Below are 18456 nucleotides of genomic sequence, written 5' to 3'. Positions count from 1 at the left end.
TATGCAAAAGTTGCTATTTATTTTAAATGAATCGCCTTATGGTTCAGAAAAAAGTTTTAATGGATTGCGTCTTGCAGTCAATTTGCAAGAGGAATATGGTAAAGAAATTGCATTAAAAATTTTTTGTTTTTCTGACTCTGTATTAGCTGGATTGGCTGGACAAGATCCTAAAGATGGCGCCAATATTCAGCAGATAATGGAAATATTAACGGCGCAAGGCGCAGAAGTTAAGCTATGTACAACTTGTACTAAAGCGCGAGGTATCGCGCAGCTTCCTCTCGCAGAGGGTGTGACACTTGGCACACTGGACGATGTGTCGGCCTGGACATTGTGGGCAGATAAAGTAATCAATTTTTAATGATTCTAATGGAAATGGGGGAGGAAAACTGCCCCCTTTAATAAAATAATGACAAAAACGACCGCACTTAATCCCATTTCTTTACCGCTCAACTCCGTATGTTTGGTCGAAGCATCAGCCGGCACAGGTAAAACTTATACGATGGTTTCTTTATATTTGCGTTTATTATTGCAAGTAGGAGAGAATAATTTTCCTGAAGCGCTTAATGTTGAGCAAATCTTAGTGGTAACTTTTACAGAAGCCTCGACAGAAGAACTGAAAAAAAATATTCGTGAACGTGTTACAGAAGCGAAGCAAAAATTTGTTCACTACCAACAACACCAAGATATTACTCTTTTTGATGATAGTCCTTTTTTAGCTCAACTCGTTAATCAAATAACTGACTTACCGTTAGCCATTCAGCGTTTAACGTTGGCAGAGCAAAATATGGATATGGCGGCTATTTATACGATTCATGGCTTTTGTCGCCGTATTCTTATGCAATATGCGGTTCATTCAGGGGTACATTTTAATTTAGAGTTAAATAAAGATGAATCCGATTTAAAGACAAAGTACGCTAATGATTATTGGCGTAAGCATTACTATGGTTTATCTTTAAATGCGAGTCAATTTATCCATGAACACTTAGTGTCACCTCAACATGTATTAAAAAAAATCAACGCCCATCTTACAGGCGAGCCGTTAAAACTTTCCTCAAATCAACCGCACTTATTTAATTTAACGCTAGATGAGTTTATCGCGCAGTATATTGAGCCGTTATTTGGTAAAACCAGTCAGTTAAAACAGCAGTGGAAAGAACATTTTACAGAGGTTGAAACCATCATTCTTACGGAAATTCAACGAGATTATAAAAAAGGGATACCAAAACGTTTAAAGCGAACTTCCTTTAAAGCGAATTTAGTACCGAATTGGTTAAAACAAATTCAGACATGGGCGAATTCTGAAGAAATGTCTTTGCCTGAAGCATTAACGAAATATTTTAGTCAAAAACAACTGCGTGAATATTATACCGAAGAAGGCGCAGCTCCAATAGAACATCCAATTTTTGAATTAGTCGATGAGGTCATCGAAAATCAACAATACCTCCCCCTATATGTACAAGTTTTGTATTGGCATTATTTAAATGGCGTGCGCCAAGCTTTATTGGATTACAAGTTAAATCACCAGCAAAAGAATTTTGATGATTTATTAATGATTCTATATCATGCTTTATTGTCTGAGCAGGGTAAGATGTTGGCCGAGCTTATTCAAAAGCAATATCCTTTTGCAATGATTGATGAGTTTCAAGATACGGATAATATTCAATACCAAATTTTTGCCAAAATTTATTTGGAAAATCCGCCGGAAAGTTGTGGATTTATTATGATAGGGGATCCTAAGCAGGCCATTTATAAATTTCGTGGCGCAGATATTTTTACCTATTTAAATGCGGCTCATCAAGCAAAAGAGCGGTTTAATTTAAATAAAAATTGGCGCTCGAGTGCGGCATTAGTGCAAACGGTGAATCAATTGTTTGCCTTCCCAAATGCTTTTTTATATTCCGAGATTGATTTTATTCCTGTGGAAGCGCAGCGAGAGCTGAATTTTACAATCAATGGCCATATCCAGTCTCCATGGGTGTGTTATTTAGCGGACAGCCATGATAAAGCAAACTTTGCTCAAGCATGTGCCACTTCTATTCAGCATTGGTTGTATTATGGCGAGCAACAAAGCGCATTATTAAATCAAACGCCGATTACGGGTAAAAATATCGCGGTTTTAGTGCGTAACTGGCGTGAGGCGGAGCTAATTAAAGAGGCGTTGGGCCAATTGGGTATAGCATCAGTATATTTATCTGATGATAAAAATGTATTCCACACCAAAGAAGCGAAAGAAATGGCTTTAATTTTAACCGCTTGTTTGAATCCGTTTCATGAGCGCCATATTCTAAATGCCATTTCCACCTCGTTATTTGCTCTGACATCAGCTGAAATTCAACGTATAAAATTCCACGAAAATACTTGGGAACTATGGGTTGAGCGTTTTCTAAAATATCAACGGGTTTGGCAATATCAAGGCGTATTGGCTATGCTTCATCAACTTTTTTTGCAGGAGAATATTTCTGCAAAATTGTTGAGTCAAAGTAACGGCGAAAGAAGATTGACCAATATTTTGCATCTAGCAGAATTATTGCAACAAACTTCCCCATTAAATGAAAATGAGATGGCATTATTGCGTTGGTTTGAACGGCAATTAAGAGAAGATGAGAGTCAAGATGAACGCCAAATTCGATTGGAAAGCGAACAGGATTTAGTGAAAATTGTGACGTTTCATAAATCAAAAGGTTTAGAGTATGATCTTGTTTGGCTACCGTTTGTTGGGCAGGGAATGAGAAATTCAGAGAGCGTGATTTCTACCTATCATTCCAATGAGAAAAAACAAATACTTTGGGATATTGAGCAGCAGCATTCTGAGCAAATTTTACATGAAAATATGGCTGAAGAAATGCGTTTATTATATGTTGCGCTCACCCGTGCTAAATATCAAATAGCAATGACATTGCCGAGAGAGTTTATACACAAAGGCAAAGGGGCGGATAAGTGGAGTGCATTCTTATATACGCTGACCCAAGGAGAGATTGGAGAAAAATATCTCTTATCCCAAGATATTCAAACACAAGACTATTTACAACATTTTGTTGCGCCACAAGATATTATGTCTATTGATGATCTGCAGCCCTTAGCATGGATTCCCAAACCGGTGATTTCAGATCTGCAGCCTCGTTATTTTCATGGCAAAATCGAAAGACATTGGCAAATTAGTAGTTTTACGGCATTAAGTCGTCAACATGAAAGATTAAAATCGACTTTTATCCGACAAAATGTTCGACATACGGATTTTTATGATGAAGCACAAGATCATGATATGGCCCAAGGGGAAAGCCTTATTTCATTATCTCTTCATTTAGAAAAAGAATCTGTGTGGGATTATCCTGAGCAGCATTCGCCTTTTGATTTTCCTCAAGGCGCACAAACCGGTATCGCGCTACACAATTATTTTGAACATTGCCAATTTGAACAAAAAGTGAGTGAGGAAGCTGTAGAACAGATTTGTGATGAGTTAAAATTAAATCCTGAGGATTGGTCTTTCCCTGTAAAACAGTGGTTACAACGTATTGTTGAAACACCATTAAATAAAAAAGGACTAAATTTATCACAGATTACGCAACAAAATACGCTACGAGAATTACAATTTTATCTTAAATTGAAACAAGATTTTAATTTATCTGTATTTAATCAATTATTACAACAATACCATCTCCCTCGTGAACCGTTTTGCTTTGATAGCTTACAAGGAATGGTGCGTGGCTTTATAGATTTAGTCTTTCGTCATAATGGTCAATACTATATTGTAGATTATAAATCTAATTATCTTGGCCATGCACCGCAACATTATGAGCAGGCGGCATTAGAACGTTATATGCTTGATGAGCATTATGATTTGCAATATTTATTATATACGGTGGCATTACATCGCTATTTAACGCAGCGCGATGTCAACTATGATTATGAGCGTGATTTTGGTGGGGTATTTTATTTGTTTTTGCGAGGTATGAACGGCCTTAATGACGATTATGGTGTTTATACAGATAAACCGGATTTTGCGTTAATCAAAGCGTTAGACGCATTATTTTAAGAGGAAGGGAATGTTAACCTTACTAGATGAACTTAGACAGCAACATCTTATTGGAGATGGTGAGTTTTACTTTGCGAAATTGATTGCAGATAAACAGCAAGCGTTTAATTATCCAATAGAAATTCAACAGCTTGCAATCTTAGTCGCTGCGCTTTGTTATGCCGCGAATCAACAGGGAGATACTTGTTTTTTCTTACAGGCGCAAAATGAACACAATTTTTTTGGGCTGACTTATCGTGCTTTGGATAAAGACTATCAAGCCTTGATTCAACAAAAAATTAATTATCTTCCGATTTCTCAGTGGCAGTCAGCTTTACAAGAACATATTGCCTTTACAACCGAGCCAAAACAAAAAAAAGCGCCCTTTGTCTTTCAATTTGATGCCATTTATCTCTATCGTTATTGGCAAGATGAAGGGGTTGTGATTGATTATTTGAAAAGAGCGGTACAAAATTCTCAAGATTTTTCAGCAGATTTACCACATATTCAGCAAATTTTAGCGCAATTGTTTCCGGTACAAGAAAGCGAGGTTAACTGGCAAAAAGTCGCAGTAGCGACAGCAATTAAACAACCTTTTTGTTTGATTACAGGCGGACCCGGTACCGGCAAGACAACAACTGTCTTTCGTCTTTTAGCAGCTTTGCAGTTATTACAACAAGTAAAAGATTTACCGCTATTACGCATTCAATTAGTCGCCCCGACGGGTAAGGCTGCAGCTCGTTTAACAGAATCATTAAGACGAACGTTAGCACAAGAGTCATCGGCTATACCAGGATTACACAAGTTAATACCGGAGCAATCATCTACGCTTCATCGTTTATTAGGTGTACATCCGTTTAATGAACGAACTCATTTTCATGCCGCAAATCCATTGCCTCTTGATGTATTGGTGGTTGATGAGGCCTCCATGATTGATTTAAATATGATGGCTAAATTATTACTCGCGTTGCCCCATCATGCAAAGCTGATTTTATTAGGCGATAAAGATCAGTTGTCTTCTGTAGAGGCAGGGGCGATTTTGGGAGAATTAGGGCAGTTTTTGCAACAAGTTGAGCAAGATGGATATAGTCCATCTTTAGCGCAATATTTACAACACGCGAGTGGTGAGCATGTTCCTGTCAATAAGCATCCCGCTACAATTGGTGATTATTTATGTAGTTTACGTAAAAGTTATCGTTTCCATGAAGCTTCTGGTATTGGGCATTTAGCTAAAGCGATTAATTCTCAACAAGAAGTACGAAGTTATGCATTGTTTTCACAATATGACGATATTGAATTTATTAGTTATCAGCAAGACAGCGCCTATGGGCTAGCACAAATTATTAAAAGTGCGGTCGATACTTATCAAGAATATTTACTCAAGATTAAACAAAATAAAGTCATGTCCCCTCAAGTCGTGAGTGAAATTTTTATGCTTTTTAATCGATGCCGATTTTTAACCGCACTTCGTGGAGGCGATTTTGGCGTAGAATCGTTGAATACAAATATCGCATTTGCACTACGTCAAAAAAGATTAGTTCAGTTTACTCATGCTAGAGATTGGTTTATTGGTAAGCCAATTATGGTGACAGAAAATGATAATAATGTGGGGATTTATAATGGTGATATAGGGTTATTTTTAGTTGATGAAGAGGGGCAGGGAAGAGTGTGGTTTGAGCAAGGTGAAAAGCAATTCAGAAGCTTGCCAGCTAGCCGAGTACCTAGTCATGAAATGGCATTTGCAATGACGGTGCATAAATCGCAAGGATCTGAATTTGAACATACTTGCTTCATCTTACCAACAGAGTTTAATCCATTGTTATCAAAAGAATTAGTTTATACCGCGGTTACACGTGCAAAATCTAAATTAACTGTTTTTGGACAAGAGCAGATTTGGAAAAGTGCGGTGAAAAATAGAACTCAAAGACAAAGTGGGCTAGAAAGAGGATTGTCTACTTTCTAGCCGGAATAAACTAATCTTCTGTTTGCATATTTTGTTTACGTTTTTTCGCGCGGTACACTTTAAATACGAGATAGAGGGCGACAATGGCGATAACAATATAAACCCCCATTTGCCCTTTACGGATTTGATGTTCAATCCAATCTAAGTTTGCCGCACCATGATAGCCAAGATAAACCCAAATTGGTACAGAGATAATGGCAGCAAAGAAGTCAATTAACACAAAACGGGTATAGCTAATGCGACGAGTGATACCGGAAATCATGTAAATTGGCGCTCTTAATCCTGGAAGAAACCGCGCAATAAAGAGAACACGATTACCATATTTTTCAAATTTCTCACGTACCATTCTAAGGCGTTTTACGTTTATGAAGCGACGTACTAAACGAACACGCAAGATTTTCGCGCCATAAATTCGCCCCAACCAATACATTATACTGTCACCAAATAACACACCAAACATACTGACAGCTAACATAATATGTGGATTTGCATAACCTAAACCGGCAATAATTCCGCCTGAAACAAGCGTAATATCTTCAGGAATTGGTACGCCAAAACCACAGATAATCAATACTAATAATACCGCTAAGTAGCCATAGTCCGTAAAGAAATTAATTAATAGTTCCACACTGCTTCCAAATTATATTAAGTATTTAAATTATAGGGCTATTTTGCCTCTTTTATTGATAAAATACTAGAAAAAATTGCATAAATATTCTAGTGAAGAGTGTATCTTGTTTATTATTTGATTTTTAAGGGCAAATTGAGTATAATTCGCCACCTCAAATTGCTATTTGAGATTCATTTTAGGGAAATCGCTGGGTCGCCTGCGATTTTTATTTTTAAAATTTTACTTTTATAAGAGTGTTTAAAATGGCATTTAAATTTAACGCTGAAGTTCGTCAGTCGCAAGGTAAGGGTGCGAGCCGCCGCCTGCGTCACAATGGTCAAATTCCTGCAATCGTTTATGGTGGGAGTGAAGCACCGGTTTCAATCATCTTAAATCATGATGATTTAAACAATGCTCAAGTTCATGATAACTTTTATACCGATGTGATTACATTAGTTATTGATGGTAAAGAAGTGGCAGTAAAAGCACAAGCAATGCAACGTCACCCATTTAAGCCAAAATTAGTACACATCGACTTTAAACGCGTTTAATCAGTTGTTATGTGCAAAAACAGCAATCTTCGGATTGCTGTTTTTTTATCAAATAACGAAAGATTGTCACATTTAGGGGAAATGGATGAAGATTGCCTTAGGTATTGAATATGATGGCAAGAATTATTTTGGTTGGCAGCGACAAGAGCGAGTGGTGAGTGTTCAGGCTGAGCTTGAGCGCGCGTTATCCTTTGTAGCCAATGAAAATATTCAAGTTTTTTGTGCCGGTCGAACAGATTCTGGGGTACACGGTACGGGACAGGTAGTGCATTTTGAAACACAAGCCATTCGTCCTGAAAAAGCATGGAGTTTTGGTACAAATGCAAACTTGCCGTCCGATATTGCTGTAGTTTGGGCAAAAGAAGTCCCTGATGAATTTCATGCGCGTTTCAGTGCGACGGCTCGTCGTTATCGTTATATTATTTATAACCACAAGCTGCGTTCAGCCATATTGCCTTTTGGGATAACACATTATCATTTGCCTTTAGATCATGAGAGTATGCATCAAGCTGGCCAGTATTTATTAGGAGAGCATGATTTTAGTACATTTCGTGCAGCACAATGCCAATCCAACACCCCATGGCGTAATGTACATCATCTTAATGTCAGTCGACAGGGGAATTATGTAATCATAGATATTCAAGCCAATGCTTTTGTTCATCATATGGTACGCAATATAGTGGGAAGCTTAATTGAAGTTGGTACAGGTAATCGACCTGTAGTATGGATTCCTGAAATTTTAGAGAAAAAAGACCGCACTTTGGCAGCCCCAACTGCAAAAGCAGAGGGGCTGTATTTAGTTGATGTTATTTATCCTGATAAATTTGCCTTACCTCAAAATCAACTCGGTCCATTATTTCTTAATTTGCCTTAAACTCAATTATAATGGCCTCATCTTTATTTAACGCTTAAATAATTTTCCAACGAGGGGAATGGATAATAGATAAATGAGTTGAGCGACAATGCTTTCTACATTGGCATAAAAACCGATTACAGGAATATTTGGAATTGCTGTAACACTATGTATTTCAAGTGTTTGAGTTAATTGTAGCGCATGTATACTGACACCTAAAATTTTAAAACCAAGTAAATAAATGAGTAGGGTCATCAATTTGAATAAGGTGGGAATAGGTAAGTGATGGCTGCTTTTCGCCATACAAAAAGCGATTAAGCAAAGCAAAACAAGTGCCAACCCAATCCCCAATAATAAATCATTAAGAGAAATTAACGGCAACATACCCGCATAAAATAAGATAGTTTCTGCGCCCTCACGAAAAACAGACAGGAAGCTTAAGCTAAACATTGAAATAAGGCTGCCCGTTGCAATGGCTTGAGTGATGTGCTTATCCATAAACTTTTTCCAACCTTTTATGGAAGATTTACTATGTAGCCATCCGCCAACCAATAACATCATAATCACCGCAAAAATGCCAACAGCGCCTTCTAAAATTTCACGATTCTTCCCAGCAGAAACCGCAGGAAAAAGTTGTTGTAAAGCGACCGCACTTCCTATACTGGCAAGAATCCCTAATCCAGCGCCACCATAAATCCAGCGTTTGGCTTTAGGTTGGTTCGCCGCATTTAAAGCAGTGAGTAAGGCGATAATAATAAGTAAAGCCTCAGTGCCCTCACGGAGTAAAACGAGCATAGCATCAAGCGCAGAGTAGCTGCCCATGATATCTAAACGATAAAGATCATCAATCAAATTGCGGAATTGCACTAAATTATCGGGATCATCACCTTTTAATAAAATAAGGGGGAGATTACTTTCAATTTGAGTATAAAGGTTGCTATCACGCGTGCGTACTTCACCTTCAAAAATCGGCCATTGTTGAATAAATAGGGTAATATCTTCTTTGGCCTGAGTATTTTGACGATTTAATAAATGTTGATAACTTTTTTCTAATAATTCAATGCCTGCAGGAAGTGTTTCTGGCGCATTTGGGTGTTGCGCTGATTGTGGCTGCAGCGTTTTACCCTGTTGAAAACTCTCAAGCGCATTACCTAGATTTATGGATTGTTTTGACATTTCTGCAAAATCAGCCGGTTCAGAAAACATGGCGATACGTAATAAAGTCATTGCGGTTTCAATTTGTCCATAGTGGCCAAGACTGGTGTCTCGAACGACTTTTTCGTTTACGGTCCAAGTAGTATTAAAACGCTTATATTCGGTTTGTGCGGCGGTTAATTGCTGAGTTTGTATGGCTTGATGAAGCTTTTCATAAACCGGCATAATGCGTTTTGTAAATTGCTGGCGCTTGGCCACATAATCTATGGGATTTTGTTCTTTCTCAAAAGCATATAACGCTTTTGAAAGTTGATCTAAATGTAATTGGTTTGGTGTTAATAAGGCTTGTTCTAAGGCTTTACTGACTTGTTTTCCTTGTTCAGATTGATAAGTTGGGAGCGCTTCAAATTGTGCTTGTAAAGTGAGTAAATGCGGTTTGGCTTGTTCTACATTTTGCTGTTTTACCTGCGACATTGCATCAGATAATTCGACAAATAAATGGTTCATGCTGACTTTTGCCCAAGTTATCGGGCTGAAACACAAGACAAACCATAAGGAAATAATAGAAAAAAATATTCTCATAAAATACCCTAAATGTTTATTCTCAAAAGTGCGGTTAAATTATGAAAATTTTTTACCGCACTTTTTCTGACTACGCTTGTTCAAACAAGGCTTTGCCAAGATAATCATGCTCATCGATGACCCCAGCAAAACAAGCAAATAGGCCGGTTCCCATGTGAGTGATATACTCATTCATTTTATCAATATTACCAAACGCATTTTGAATTTTGATAAATTGTTCAGGATCTTTTTGGAAAGATATAAATAACAAACCGGCATCAAATTGCCCATGTTCATCAATCCCATCAGAATAGGAATAAGAACGGCGAAGTATGGATTGCCCTGTTTTACGCGCAATATGAACATGAGAGACTTCAGGGATAACATAATTTCCTTTATCATCTTTTTTATTAATATCCACTTCATCAAATTCATGTTTTTCACCAATTGGTGCGCCCGTATCTCGATGACGTCCAAAGGTTTGCTCTTGAGAAAATAGATTAGTACGATCCCATGTTTCTAAGAACATTTTAATACGACGTACAACCAGATAACTACCATTGTTCAGCCAATCTTGACTATTCACCCAAACCGTTTCGTCAAGTTTTTGTGGCGTTTGAGGATTACCCGTCCCATCTTTGAAAGCAAATAAATTACGTGGTGTGTCTTTGCCCTCAAATGCGTTAAAACCTGATTGGCTCCATTTCATTGAAATATGAGAGCGAGCGGCGCGCACCAAATTACGTACAGCATGGAAAGCAACTTGTGGGTCATCAGCACAAGCTTGAATACAAATATCCCCCCCACTATAGCGCTCTTGCAATTGCTCTCGTGGAAACGCAGGCAAGTCTCGGAGTTTCTCTGGTTTTAAATGGGTGAGATTGAGTTTATCAAAAAACTGGGCGCTAACTCCAAATGTTAAGGTTAAGTTGTGTGGATTTAAGCTGTCGGCCTCACCGGTATCGACTGGAGGAACATAGGCATTATTGCTATAGTTTTTAACATTTTTGCCACTTGTTAAATTCGCACTATAATTTGTCCACATTTGAAACATTGCTTTAATTTTATCTAATTCGGTAGTATGTAAATCTAACACGATAAAATAAATATGTTTTTGTGCTGGTGTGAGAATACCTTCTTGATGCTTGCCATAAAAAGGATAAATATTATGAATTTTAACGGTCTCTCGAGGTGTTAAAGCAAGTAGAGGAGTGCTAGCAAGTACGCCAGCACCCATGATAGTTGCTTTAAGAAAATGTCTACGACCGGATTCTTCGTGCATTTCCATTGTTATTCCTTACTCTTCTAATATCACGCCCATTTGAGCAAGAGGTTCACCCAGTTTATTCACAGCCTCCGCAAGCGCTTTAATATCGCTCTGACTTAATTTATCGTAGCTAACATAATCAAAACCAGTCTTAGCTTGGTTATGTTTGGCTAAAAGCGCATTAACCGCAGCAAATTTTTCCGCGATGTCTAAAGAAAGCGCTTTGTCTTTTTTCTCAAGAGTGGGTTTGAATATTTCATAGATTTTTTCCGCACCTTCAATATTGGCTTTAAAATCATAAAGATCCGTTTTAGAAAAAATTTCTTCTTCTCCGGTGACTTTTGTAGTGGAAACTTCATTAAGGAGATCAACCGCACCCGTAATCATTAATTCAGGTGTGACCTCTGCGGTTGGAATTTTTGCACGCAATTCTTTTACATCTTTTAATAATTGGTCAGCAATAGCGGCAGTGCCTTGAGTGGTATTTTCTTCCCAAAGAATTTTTTCAATTTTATGGAAGCCAGACCAGTCATTTTCTGTTTTCCCTTCTTCCGTCAAATCGGCAAGGCGTGCATCAATACGTGGATCTAAATCTCCAAAGCTTTCGGCAATTGGCTCGGAACGTTCAAAATACATTCGCGCAAGGGGATAAAGCACTTTTGCTTTTTCCAGATTACCTTGTTTTAAATAATCGACAAATTTTTCAGTATCTGTGACTAGATGGTCAATTTGTTCAATAACAAATTGATGGTAAGCTTGAGTCTCTTTATTTAAATCGGCCGCAGATACAGCGCTAGCTAAACATATTCCGGAAAGTGCGACAGTTAAAGTCTTTAGGCGCATACGCATAAATCGTCTCCTATTTTTCAGTTAATGATATTAATTATCATTTGAAATGTTAAATATCTATTTTATTGAAAGCAAGAAAATTTAATTTTTTTTGTCAGTTTTATGATCTCGCTCAAAATCTGAAAGGCTTTTAAAAAACAGACAGAATAGCTAAGATTTATGATTAATTTATCTGGTCGAGTCTTTTGTATATGGCATATTCAACAAAATTATGGTGTAATAGTGCAGATAGTCCCTAATTTCATATAAATAAAAGGTTAAATATGAGCTGGATTGAAAAAATTTTTAGTAAGACGCCAATTTCAGGTTCACGTAAAGCAAATGTGCCGGAAGGTGTTTGGACAAAATGTACTTCCTGTGAACAAGTATTATATCGTGATGAGCTAAAACGTAATTTAGAGGTTTGTCCAAAGTGTGAGCATCATATGCGTATTGATGCTAGAGAACGTTTATTAGGCCTGCTAGATCAAGATAGCGCAGTCGAGCTAAATGCCGAATTAGAGCCACAAGATATTTTGAAATTTAAAGATTTGAAAAAATATAAAGATCGTATTTCTGCCGCTCAAAAACAAACTGGGGAAAAAGATGCGCTAATTTCTTATTTTGGCACATTATATGGTATGAAAGTTGTTGCTGCAGCCTCTAACTTCAGTTTTATGGGGGGATCAATGGGGTCTGTAGTCGGCGCTAAGTTTGTAAAAGCGGCTGAAAAAGCAATTGAAGAAAACTGCCCATTTATCTGCTTTTCGGCAAGTGGTGGTGCGCGTATGCAAGAAGCGTTGTTTTCACTGATGCAAATGGCCAAAACCAGTGCCGTATTGGCGAAAATGAAAGAAAAAGGTATACCGTTTATTTCAGTATTGACCGATCCTACTTTAGGCGGCGTATCCGCAAGCTTTGCAATGCTAGGCGATATTAATATTGCAGAGCCTAAAGCGCTGATTGGATTTGCTGGCCCACGTGTTATTGAACAAACAGTACGTGAAAAACTACCCGAAGGATTCCAGCGTAGTGAGTTTCTATTAGAAAAAGGTGCAATTGATATGATCGTGAAACGTGCAGACATGCGTCACACTTTAGCCAGTTTACTCAGTAAACTCACCAATCAACCTTCACCGTTTGTTGAGCCTGAATTATTAATTGAGCAAACCGCAGTAGAAGAAACACCAATTTCTGAAAAGGCGTAGTATGTCAAATATTGCATTATCTGCAGATGAGCCACTGGAAAAGTGGCTTTCTTATTTAGAAAATAGCCATACTAAGGCTATTGATTTAGGATTAGCGAGAGTCAAAGCTGTCGCATCAGATTTGGATTTATTAAATCCAGCCCCTTTTGTGATTACCGTTGCAGGCACAAATGGCAAAGGTACGACTTGCCGATTGTTAGAGAGGTTTTTGTTAAACGCAGGGCTTCGCGTTGGTGTCTATTCCTCACCTCATCTGATTCATTATAATGAGCGCGTGAGAATTCAAAATGCAGTATTGCCTGATGAGATACATACTCAATCTTTTGCTTTTATTGAGCAACATAAACGTCAATCACTCACTTATTTTGAATTTTCCACCTTGTCAGCATTGCATTTATTTAAGCAAGCCAAGCTTGATGTTGTGATTTTAGAAGTTGGATTAGGTGGACGTCTTGATGCGACAAATATTATTGATTCAGATATTGCGGTTATCACAAGTATTGATATCGATCATGTTGAGTTTCTTGGTTCAGAGCGCCATCAAATTGGTTTGGAAAAAGCGGGTATTTTTCGTGCGGGTAAACCCGCGATTATTGGTGAGCCAGATATACCAGAAAGTGTGCTTGAGCATGGAAAAGCATTAAATTGCCAATTATTTTGTCGTAAACAAGATTGGCATTTTATACAAAGAGAAAATAGCTGGGATTGGTTAAGTGAGAAAGTACAATTAAAAAATTTACCGTTTTGTAACATACCGCTACCCAATGCGGCAACCGCATTAGCAGTATTAGCTTATTTGCCATTTAATATTTCAAATGCTGTGATTCATCGTTCATTACAAGACGTTGAGTTAACAGGCCGTTTTCAGCGTTTGAAATCGGAGGATTTAGCGCCTTTAGCGGCGAAATTACAGATAAACAAATTGCCTCAAATTATTATTGATGTCGGACATAATCCACATGCTGCACACTATTTAGCGCAAAAACTCACCGCTCTTAAAGCGCAAGAACAACGTAAAATGATTGCGGTATGTGGTATTTTAAAAGATAAAGATATTGCAGGCATTTTATCGCCCCTTTTACCCGTATTTGAGCAGTGGTATTGTGTTACATTATCTGGAAATAGAGGACAAACCGGAGAAGTATTGGCTCAACAGCTACGTGCATTAAGTGACAATGTCACGATAAAACCCACCTCATCTGTGGCGAATGCGATAAAAAGTGCGGTAGAAAATACCTCAGAAAATGATATCGTGGTGGTTTTTGGTTCATTCCATACCGTTGGCGAGTTTTTACAATTTATAGCCTCTCAATAAATAAAACCCTGTATTAATCGTTATACAGGGTTTGCGAATCTGTTTGGTTAAAATTATAAATGTTCGATATTGTTGCACTGCTCAACGGTAAAATTACCAACACAGTCTTTTTCTTCAAATTTAACGATACTAATTGACGTATTTAACAGTGCCTCACTCCGTCCTGGTTCACGATGATTTCGCCATGTTGCACCATTAAAAAGTGCGAGCAAAATGCGTAGTGTATGTCCATGTGAAACAATCAGTATATTACCTTTATCATGTACCTTAATAATATCGAGCATTGCGTTCATTGCACGTACGGCCAATGCTTCATATGTTTCCCCGCCATTACTAATTCCCTTATAGTGAGCCGGGGTTGTCAACATTTGCTGAAATTCTTCAGTTTGTCTTAATGTTTCTACAACTTGTCCTTCCCATGAACCAAAAGCATGTTCATTTAATCCTTTGTGTTGGAAAATTGGAACTGCACGATTTCCTACAATATATTTCGCAGTATCAATCGTTCGTTGTAAACAACTGGTATAAACAGCTGAAAAATCAATTGCACTTAAAGCTTTCCCTGTGCGAATAGCGCCTTGCACGCCTTGTTCGGTAAGAGGGGAGTCGCCGGAACCTTGCATGAGACCTTGCTCATTCCATTCTGTGCGACCATGACGAACTAAATAAAATGTGATCTGCTTCATATAACCTCCTAACACTTTATTTAATTTAGAGGTAGCCCCGCTGTTATAACAAAGGGCTAAATAGGAAAAAAATCTTCTCCATTATTCTTGAAAAAGTGGAACGATTTTGCCATTCATTGTAGTCTAATTTTTGAGAACTGTGTAGATAATTTTCATGTAAAATTGAAATTTCATTAGCAAAACTTTTATCTTCTACTACCATCGTCACTTCAAAGTTCAGCATAAAGCTACGCATATCCATATTAACCGTACCAACTAAAGCGAGACGATTATCAATTAATACGCTTTTAGTATGTAATAAGCCTTTTTCAAATTGATAAATTTTAACGCCTGCTGCAAGCAGATCATCAAAGAATGTGCGACTTGCCCAGCGGACCAAGAATGAGTCATTTCGCTTAGGCAAAATTAAGGTGACTTCAACGCCACGTAAAGCGGCAATTCGTAATGCTTCGGCAATATTATGGCTTGGGACGAAATAAGGCGTAGTGATAGTAATACTTTTACGTGCTGAAAAAATTGCAATAGACAAAGATTGCGCCATTAAATCATCAGGAAAACTCGGCCCTGTAGCTAAAATTTGTACCGCGTGGGAATTATTATTTTCAATGGGCAGGCTTGGGCAATCCGGCAAAACCAAAGGCAGGGCTTCATTTTTTTCGATTTCCCAATCCCAAGCGTGTAGGCTATTGAGGACAGGGGAGACAGGGCCATTGATACGAACCATCATATCAATCCATTTTCCTACATTAGCCTCTTGCTTGAAGAAACTTGGATCAACCATATTCATGCTACCCGTGTAAGCAATTTGATTATCGATCACAATAATTTTACGATGTTGGCGTAAATCAATGCGCCGTAAAAACACACGAAATAGACTAACATGCAACGCTTCTGCAATTTCAATGCCATGTTTTAGCATATAGCGATAATTCTTGCTTTTAAAAAAAGCTTTGCTACCAACGGAATCTAATAAGATTCGTACATTTACACCACGCTGCTTAGCTTCAATTAAAGCATGCATAACATCATCGACTAAACCACCGTTCCACCAAATATAAAATACCATGTTAATATCGCTTTTAGCGAGTTTGATATCTTCTATGATACGTTGAATAATCGATTCTGGGGTGTCAAAGATATGGAGTTCATTCCCTAATACACAAGGAATGCCTAGACGTTTTTGTGCTAATTCAAAAACTGGACGATAGAGCAAAGTTCCTTGACTGGTACTGACTAAATGTTCGCATTGTTGAAACTCATTGAACCAGCGCATAAATTTGGGGTGTAATGTCTTGAAATAGTTCCCTCGCCGTTTACCCAATTTAATTTCGCCAAATAATAAATATGCCAAAATTCCGACAATAGGTACAAGATAGATCACCATCAACCAAGATAAAGTAGCTGATACAGCTTGTTTTTTCGTGATAAGTCGGATAGTGATAGAAACTGTTAATGTCCATATAATAATGGGAATGAGATAAGCAATAATTTGCTCAAAAGGAATATTCATATTATTCTAACCGCACTTTTTATTACAAAACTAAGAATGCATAATGCAAATTTTTGATATAGTTTATCGACATCAGGATTTTATCATAATTGATAAACCTTGTAATATAAGTGTGCATAAAGACCAAGAAGAAATTGGTTTGACCACCGCGCTGGCGAACCAACTGGGGATACCACAGGTTTGGCTTGTTCATCGCTTAGATAAAATTACATCCGGTTTATTAATATTAGCCCTAAATGCTGAGGCCGCAGCCCATTTATCCTATTTATTTGCACACCACAAAGTCAGTAAAACTTATCTCGCGCTCTCTGATCAAAAACCGAAGAAAAAGCAAGGTATGGTAGTTGGCGACATGGAAAAATCGCGTCGGGGCGCTTGGAAATTGTGCCAAACTAAAAATAATCCCGCGATAACACGTTTTTATTCTATTCATTGTGAGCCACATTTACGCTTATTTGTGCTCATGCCACAAACCGGCAAAACCCATCAATTACGTGTTGCAATGAAGAGTTTAGGTTCCCCGATTTTAGGTGATGTGCTATATGGAAATAAATTAAAAACTGACCGCACTTATTTACATGCGTTTGCCCTCAGTTTTATCTATCAAGGAGAAGAAATTCTCGTGAAAAAGGCCCCAAAGTGCGGTATGTTTTTTGAAAAAATAAGTGTGCAATCTCAAATTGAGGTTTTATAAAATAAAGCGTGATTTTTTAACTATTTAATATTATTATTAAACAAGTTAATATCAATTTGAATATATTGTAAATATGTATTGTCATTTCCGTGTATTTTTTAGCTTTCGATTTTTCAACTAATCAATAGTTGAGGCTTTTAGTTTGCTGAAAAAGGAAATTTAAACTGTTAAGGCCTCCACATGGAGGCTTTGTTGTTTATAATATGATTATTTTCGTCATCAAAAGAGGACTGTATGCAACATTTAAAAGAGATCATTGAAAAGGCACAATCTGCGATTGAGTCCATTCAAGATAAAAATTTAGCGGCTCTTGAAGATATTCGCGTGGAATATTTTGGTAAGAAAGGACATTTTACTGCGTTAATGCAAGGTTTACGCGATATCGCAGCTGAAGAACGCCCAAAAGCAGGCGCATTAATTAATGAGGCAAAACAGAAAGTTCAAGAATTGTGGAATGCTAAAAAAACAGAATGGGAACAGGCTGAATTAAATGCCAAATTAGCAAAAGAAAAAATTGATGTGAGCCTACCGGGTCGTAAGGTTGAGATGGGCGGTTTACATCCTGTATCTATTACGATTGAACGCGTGACTAAGTTTTTTTCTGAACTGGGTTTTTCTGTTGAAGCGGGGCCTGAAATTGAAAGTGATTATTATAACTTTGATGCACTGAATATTCCAAAACATCACCCAGCCCGAGCTGATCATGATACATTTTGGTTTAACCCTGAACTTTTATTAAGAACTCAAACTTCAGGGGTTCAAATTAGAACCATGGAGAAAAAACAACCGCCTATTCGAATCATGGCACCAGGTCGCGTTTACCGAAATGACTATGATCAAACTCATACCCCAATGTTTCATCAAATTGAATTATTATTTGTTGATAAAAAAGCAAACTTTACGGAATTAAAAGGGTTATTACATGACTTTTTACGCGCTTTTTTTGAAGAAGATTTGAAAGTACGTTTCCGACCATCATATTTCCCATTTACAGAGCCATCAGCAGAAGTAGATGTGATGGGAAAAAATGGTAAATGGTTAGAGGTTTTAGGCTGTGGTATGGTCCACCCGAATGTATTACGCAATGTGGGTATTGATCCAAATGAATATTCAGGATTTGCAGTAGGAATGGGCGTGGAACGCCTCACCATGCTCCGTTACAATGTCACAGATTTGCGAGCATTTTTTGAAAATGATCTACGTTTTTTAAAGCAGTTTAAGTAATACCTACGGAAATTTTTGA

The 18456-nt window shown here is 37.6% G+C and carries 15 protein-coding genes; 9 read left to right on the top strand and 6 right to left on the bottom strand.

Annotated elements, in window-relative coordinates:
* Position 1 precedes the first annotated feature (1 nt).
* Genes CVP05_RS01255 through recD form a run of 3 tightly spaced genes read left to right on the top strand, consistent with a single transcriptional unit; the run spans position 2 to position 5975 of the window.
* Complete coding sequence (locus tag CVP05_RS01255) at positions 2-358, top strand: DsrE/DsrF/TusD sulfur relay family protein (protein ID WP_100287741.1); 357 nt, start codon at positions 2-4, stop codon at positions 356-358.
* Positions 359-406: 48 nt separating this feature from the next.
* Positions 407-4033 (top strand): exodeoxyribonuclease V subunit beta, encoded by a 3627-nt coding sequence (recB, locus tag CVP05_RS01250; RefSeq protein ID WP_100287740.1) that lies wholly within the window; start codon positions 407-409, stop codon positions 4031-4033.
* Positions 4034-4043: 10 nt separating this feature from the next.
* Positions 4044-5975: an exodeoxyribonuclease V subunit alpha gene (recD, locus tag CVP05_RS01245; protein WP_100287739.1), complete on the top strand. Its 1932-nt coding sequence runs from the start codon at positions 4044-4046 to the stop codon at positions 5973-5975.
* A 10-nt stretch (positions 5976-5985) separates the two neighbouring features.
* Here the strand turns inward: recD and CVP05_RS01240 are convergent, their stop codons facing one another.
* The gene (locus tag CVP05_RS01240) at positions 5986-6603 is read right to left on the bottom strand and encodes a DedA family protein (RefSeq protein WP_100287738.1); all 618 of its coding nucleotides are present in this window, start codon (positions 6601-6603) and stop codon (positions 5986-5988) included.
* A 245-nt stretch (positions 6604-6848) separates the two neighbouring features.
* Here CVP05_RS01240 and rplY point away from each other — a divergent pair, with 245 nt between their 5' ends.
* Positions 6849-7136, top strand: coding sequence for a 50S ribosomal protein L25 (gene rplY / locus CVP05_RS01235; RefSeq protein ID WP_100287737.1), 288 nt, complete (start codon positions 6849-6851; stop codon positions 7134-7136).
* A gap of 85 nt (positions 7137-7221) precedes the next feature.
* A complete protein-coding gene (truA, locus tag CVP05_RS01230) occupies positions 7222-8010 on the top strand; it encodes a tRNA pseudouridine(38-40) synthase TruA (RefSeq protein WP_100287736.1) in 789 nt (262 codons plus the stop codon).
* 27 nt (positions 8011-8037) lie between these two features.
* Here the strand turns inward: truA and CVP05_RS01225 are convergent, their stop codons facing one another.
* The 3 genes from CVP05_RS01225 to efeO form a co-directional block, all read right to left on the bottom strand.
* A complete protein-coding gene (locus tag CVP05_RS01225; protein WP_100287735.1) occupies positions 8038-9726 on the bottom strand; it encodes an FTR1 family iron permease in 1689 nt (562 codons plus the stop codon).
* Between the two features lie 70 nt (positions 9727-9796).
* Positions 9797-10987 (bottom strand): iron uptake transporter deferrochelatase/peroxidase subunit, encoded by a 1191-nt coding sequence (gene efeB / locus CVP05_RS01220; protein WP_100287892.1) that lies wholly within the window; start codon positions 10985-10987, stop codon positions 9797-9799.
* A 15-nt stretch (positions 10988-11002) separates the two neighbouring features.
* Positions 11003-11815, bottom strand: coding sequence for an iron uptake system protein EfeO (gene efeO / locus CVP05_RS01215; RefSeq protein ID WP_100287891.1), 813 nt, complete (start codon positions 11813-11815; stop codon positions 11003-11005).
* A 269-nt stretch (positions 11816-12084) separates the two neighbouring features.
* Here efeO and accD point away from each other — a divergent pair, with 269 nt between their 5' ends.
* Positions 12085-13008, top strand: coding sequence for an acetyl-CoA carboxylase, carboxyltransferase subunit beta (gene accD, locus CVP05_RS01210; RefSeq protein ID WP_100287734.1), 924 nt, complete (start codon positions 12085-12087; stop codon positions 13006-13008).
* Between the two features lies 1 nt (position 13009).
* Positions 13010-14323: a bifunctional tetrahydrofolate synthase/dihydrofolate synthase gene (gene folC, locus CVP05_RS01205; RefSeq protein WP_100287733.1), complete on the top strand. Its 1314-nt coding sequence runs from the start codon at positions 13010-13012 to the stop codon at positions 14321-14323.
* Between the two features lie 53 nt (positions 14324-14376).
* Here folC and CVP05_RS01200 read toward each other — a convergent pair whose 3' ends face one another.
* A complete protein-coding gene (locus CVP05_RS01200; RefSeq protein WP_100287732.1) occupies positions 14377-15009 on the bottom strand; it encodes a histidine phosphatase family protein in 633 nt (210 codons plus the stop codon).
* Positions 15010-15052: 43 nt separating this feature from the next.
* Entirely contained in the window at positions 15053-16519 is a 1467-nt protein-coding gene (gene cls / locus CVP05_RS01195) for a cardiolipin synthase (RefSeq protein WP_100287731.1), read from the bottom strand.
* A 43-nt stretch (positions 16520-16562) separates the two neighbouring features.
* Between cls and CVP05_RS01190 the strand changes: the two genes are divergently transcribed.
* Both CVP05_RS01190 and pheS read left to right on the top strand, forming a co-directional pair.
* Positions 16563-17213, top strand: coding sequence for a TIGR01621 family pseudouridine synthase (locus CVP05_RS01190; protein ID WP_100287730.1), 651 nt, complete (start codon positions 16563-16565; stop codon positions 17211-17213).
* Between the two features lie 234 nt (positions 17214-17447).
* Positions 17448-18437 (top strand): phenylalanine--tRNA ligase subunit alpha, encoded by a 990-nt coding sequence (pheS, locus tag CVP05_RS01185; protein WP_100287729.1) that lies wholly within the window; start codon positions 17448-17450, stop codon positions 18435-18437.
* Positions 18438-18456: the final 19 nt, after the last annotated feature.

Origin of the sequence: Conservatibacter flavescens, from assembly GCF_002795425.1 — a bacterium.
Classification (GTDB): domain Bacteria; phylum Pseudomonadota; class Gammaproteobacteria; order Enterobacterales; family Pasteurellaceae; genus Conservatibacter; species Conservatibacter flavescens.
This window is presented reverse-complemented; position numbering and strand designations above follow the sequence as displayed.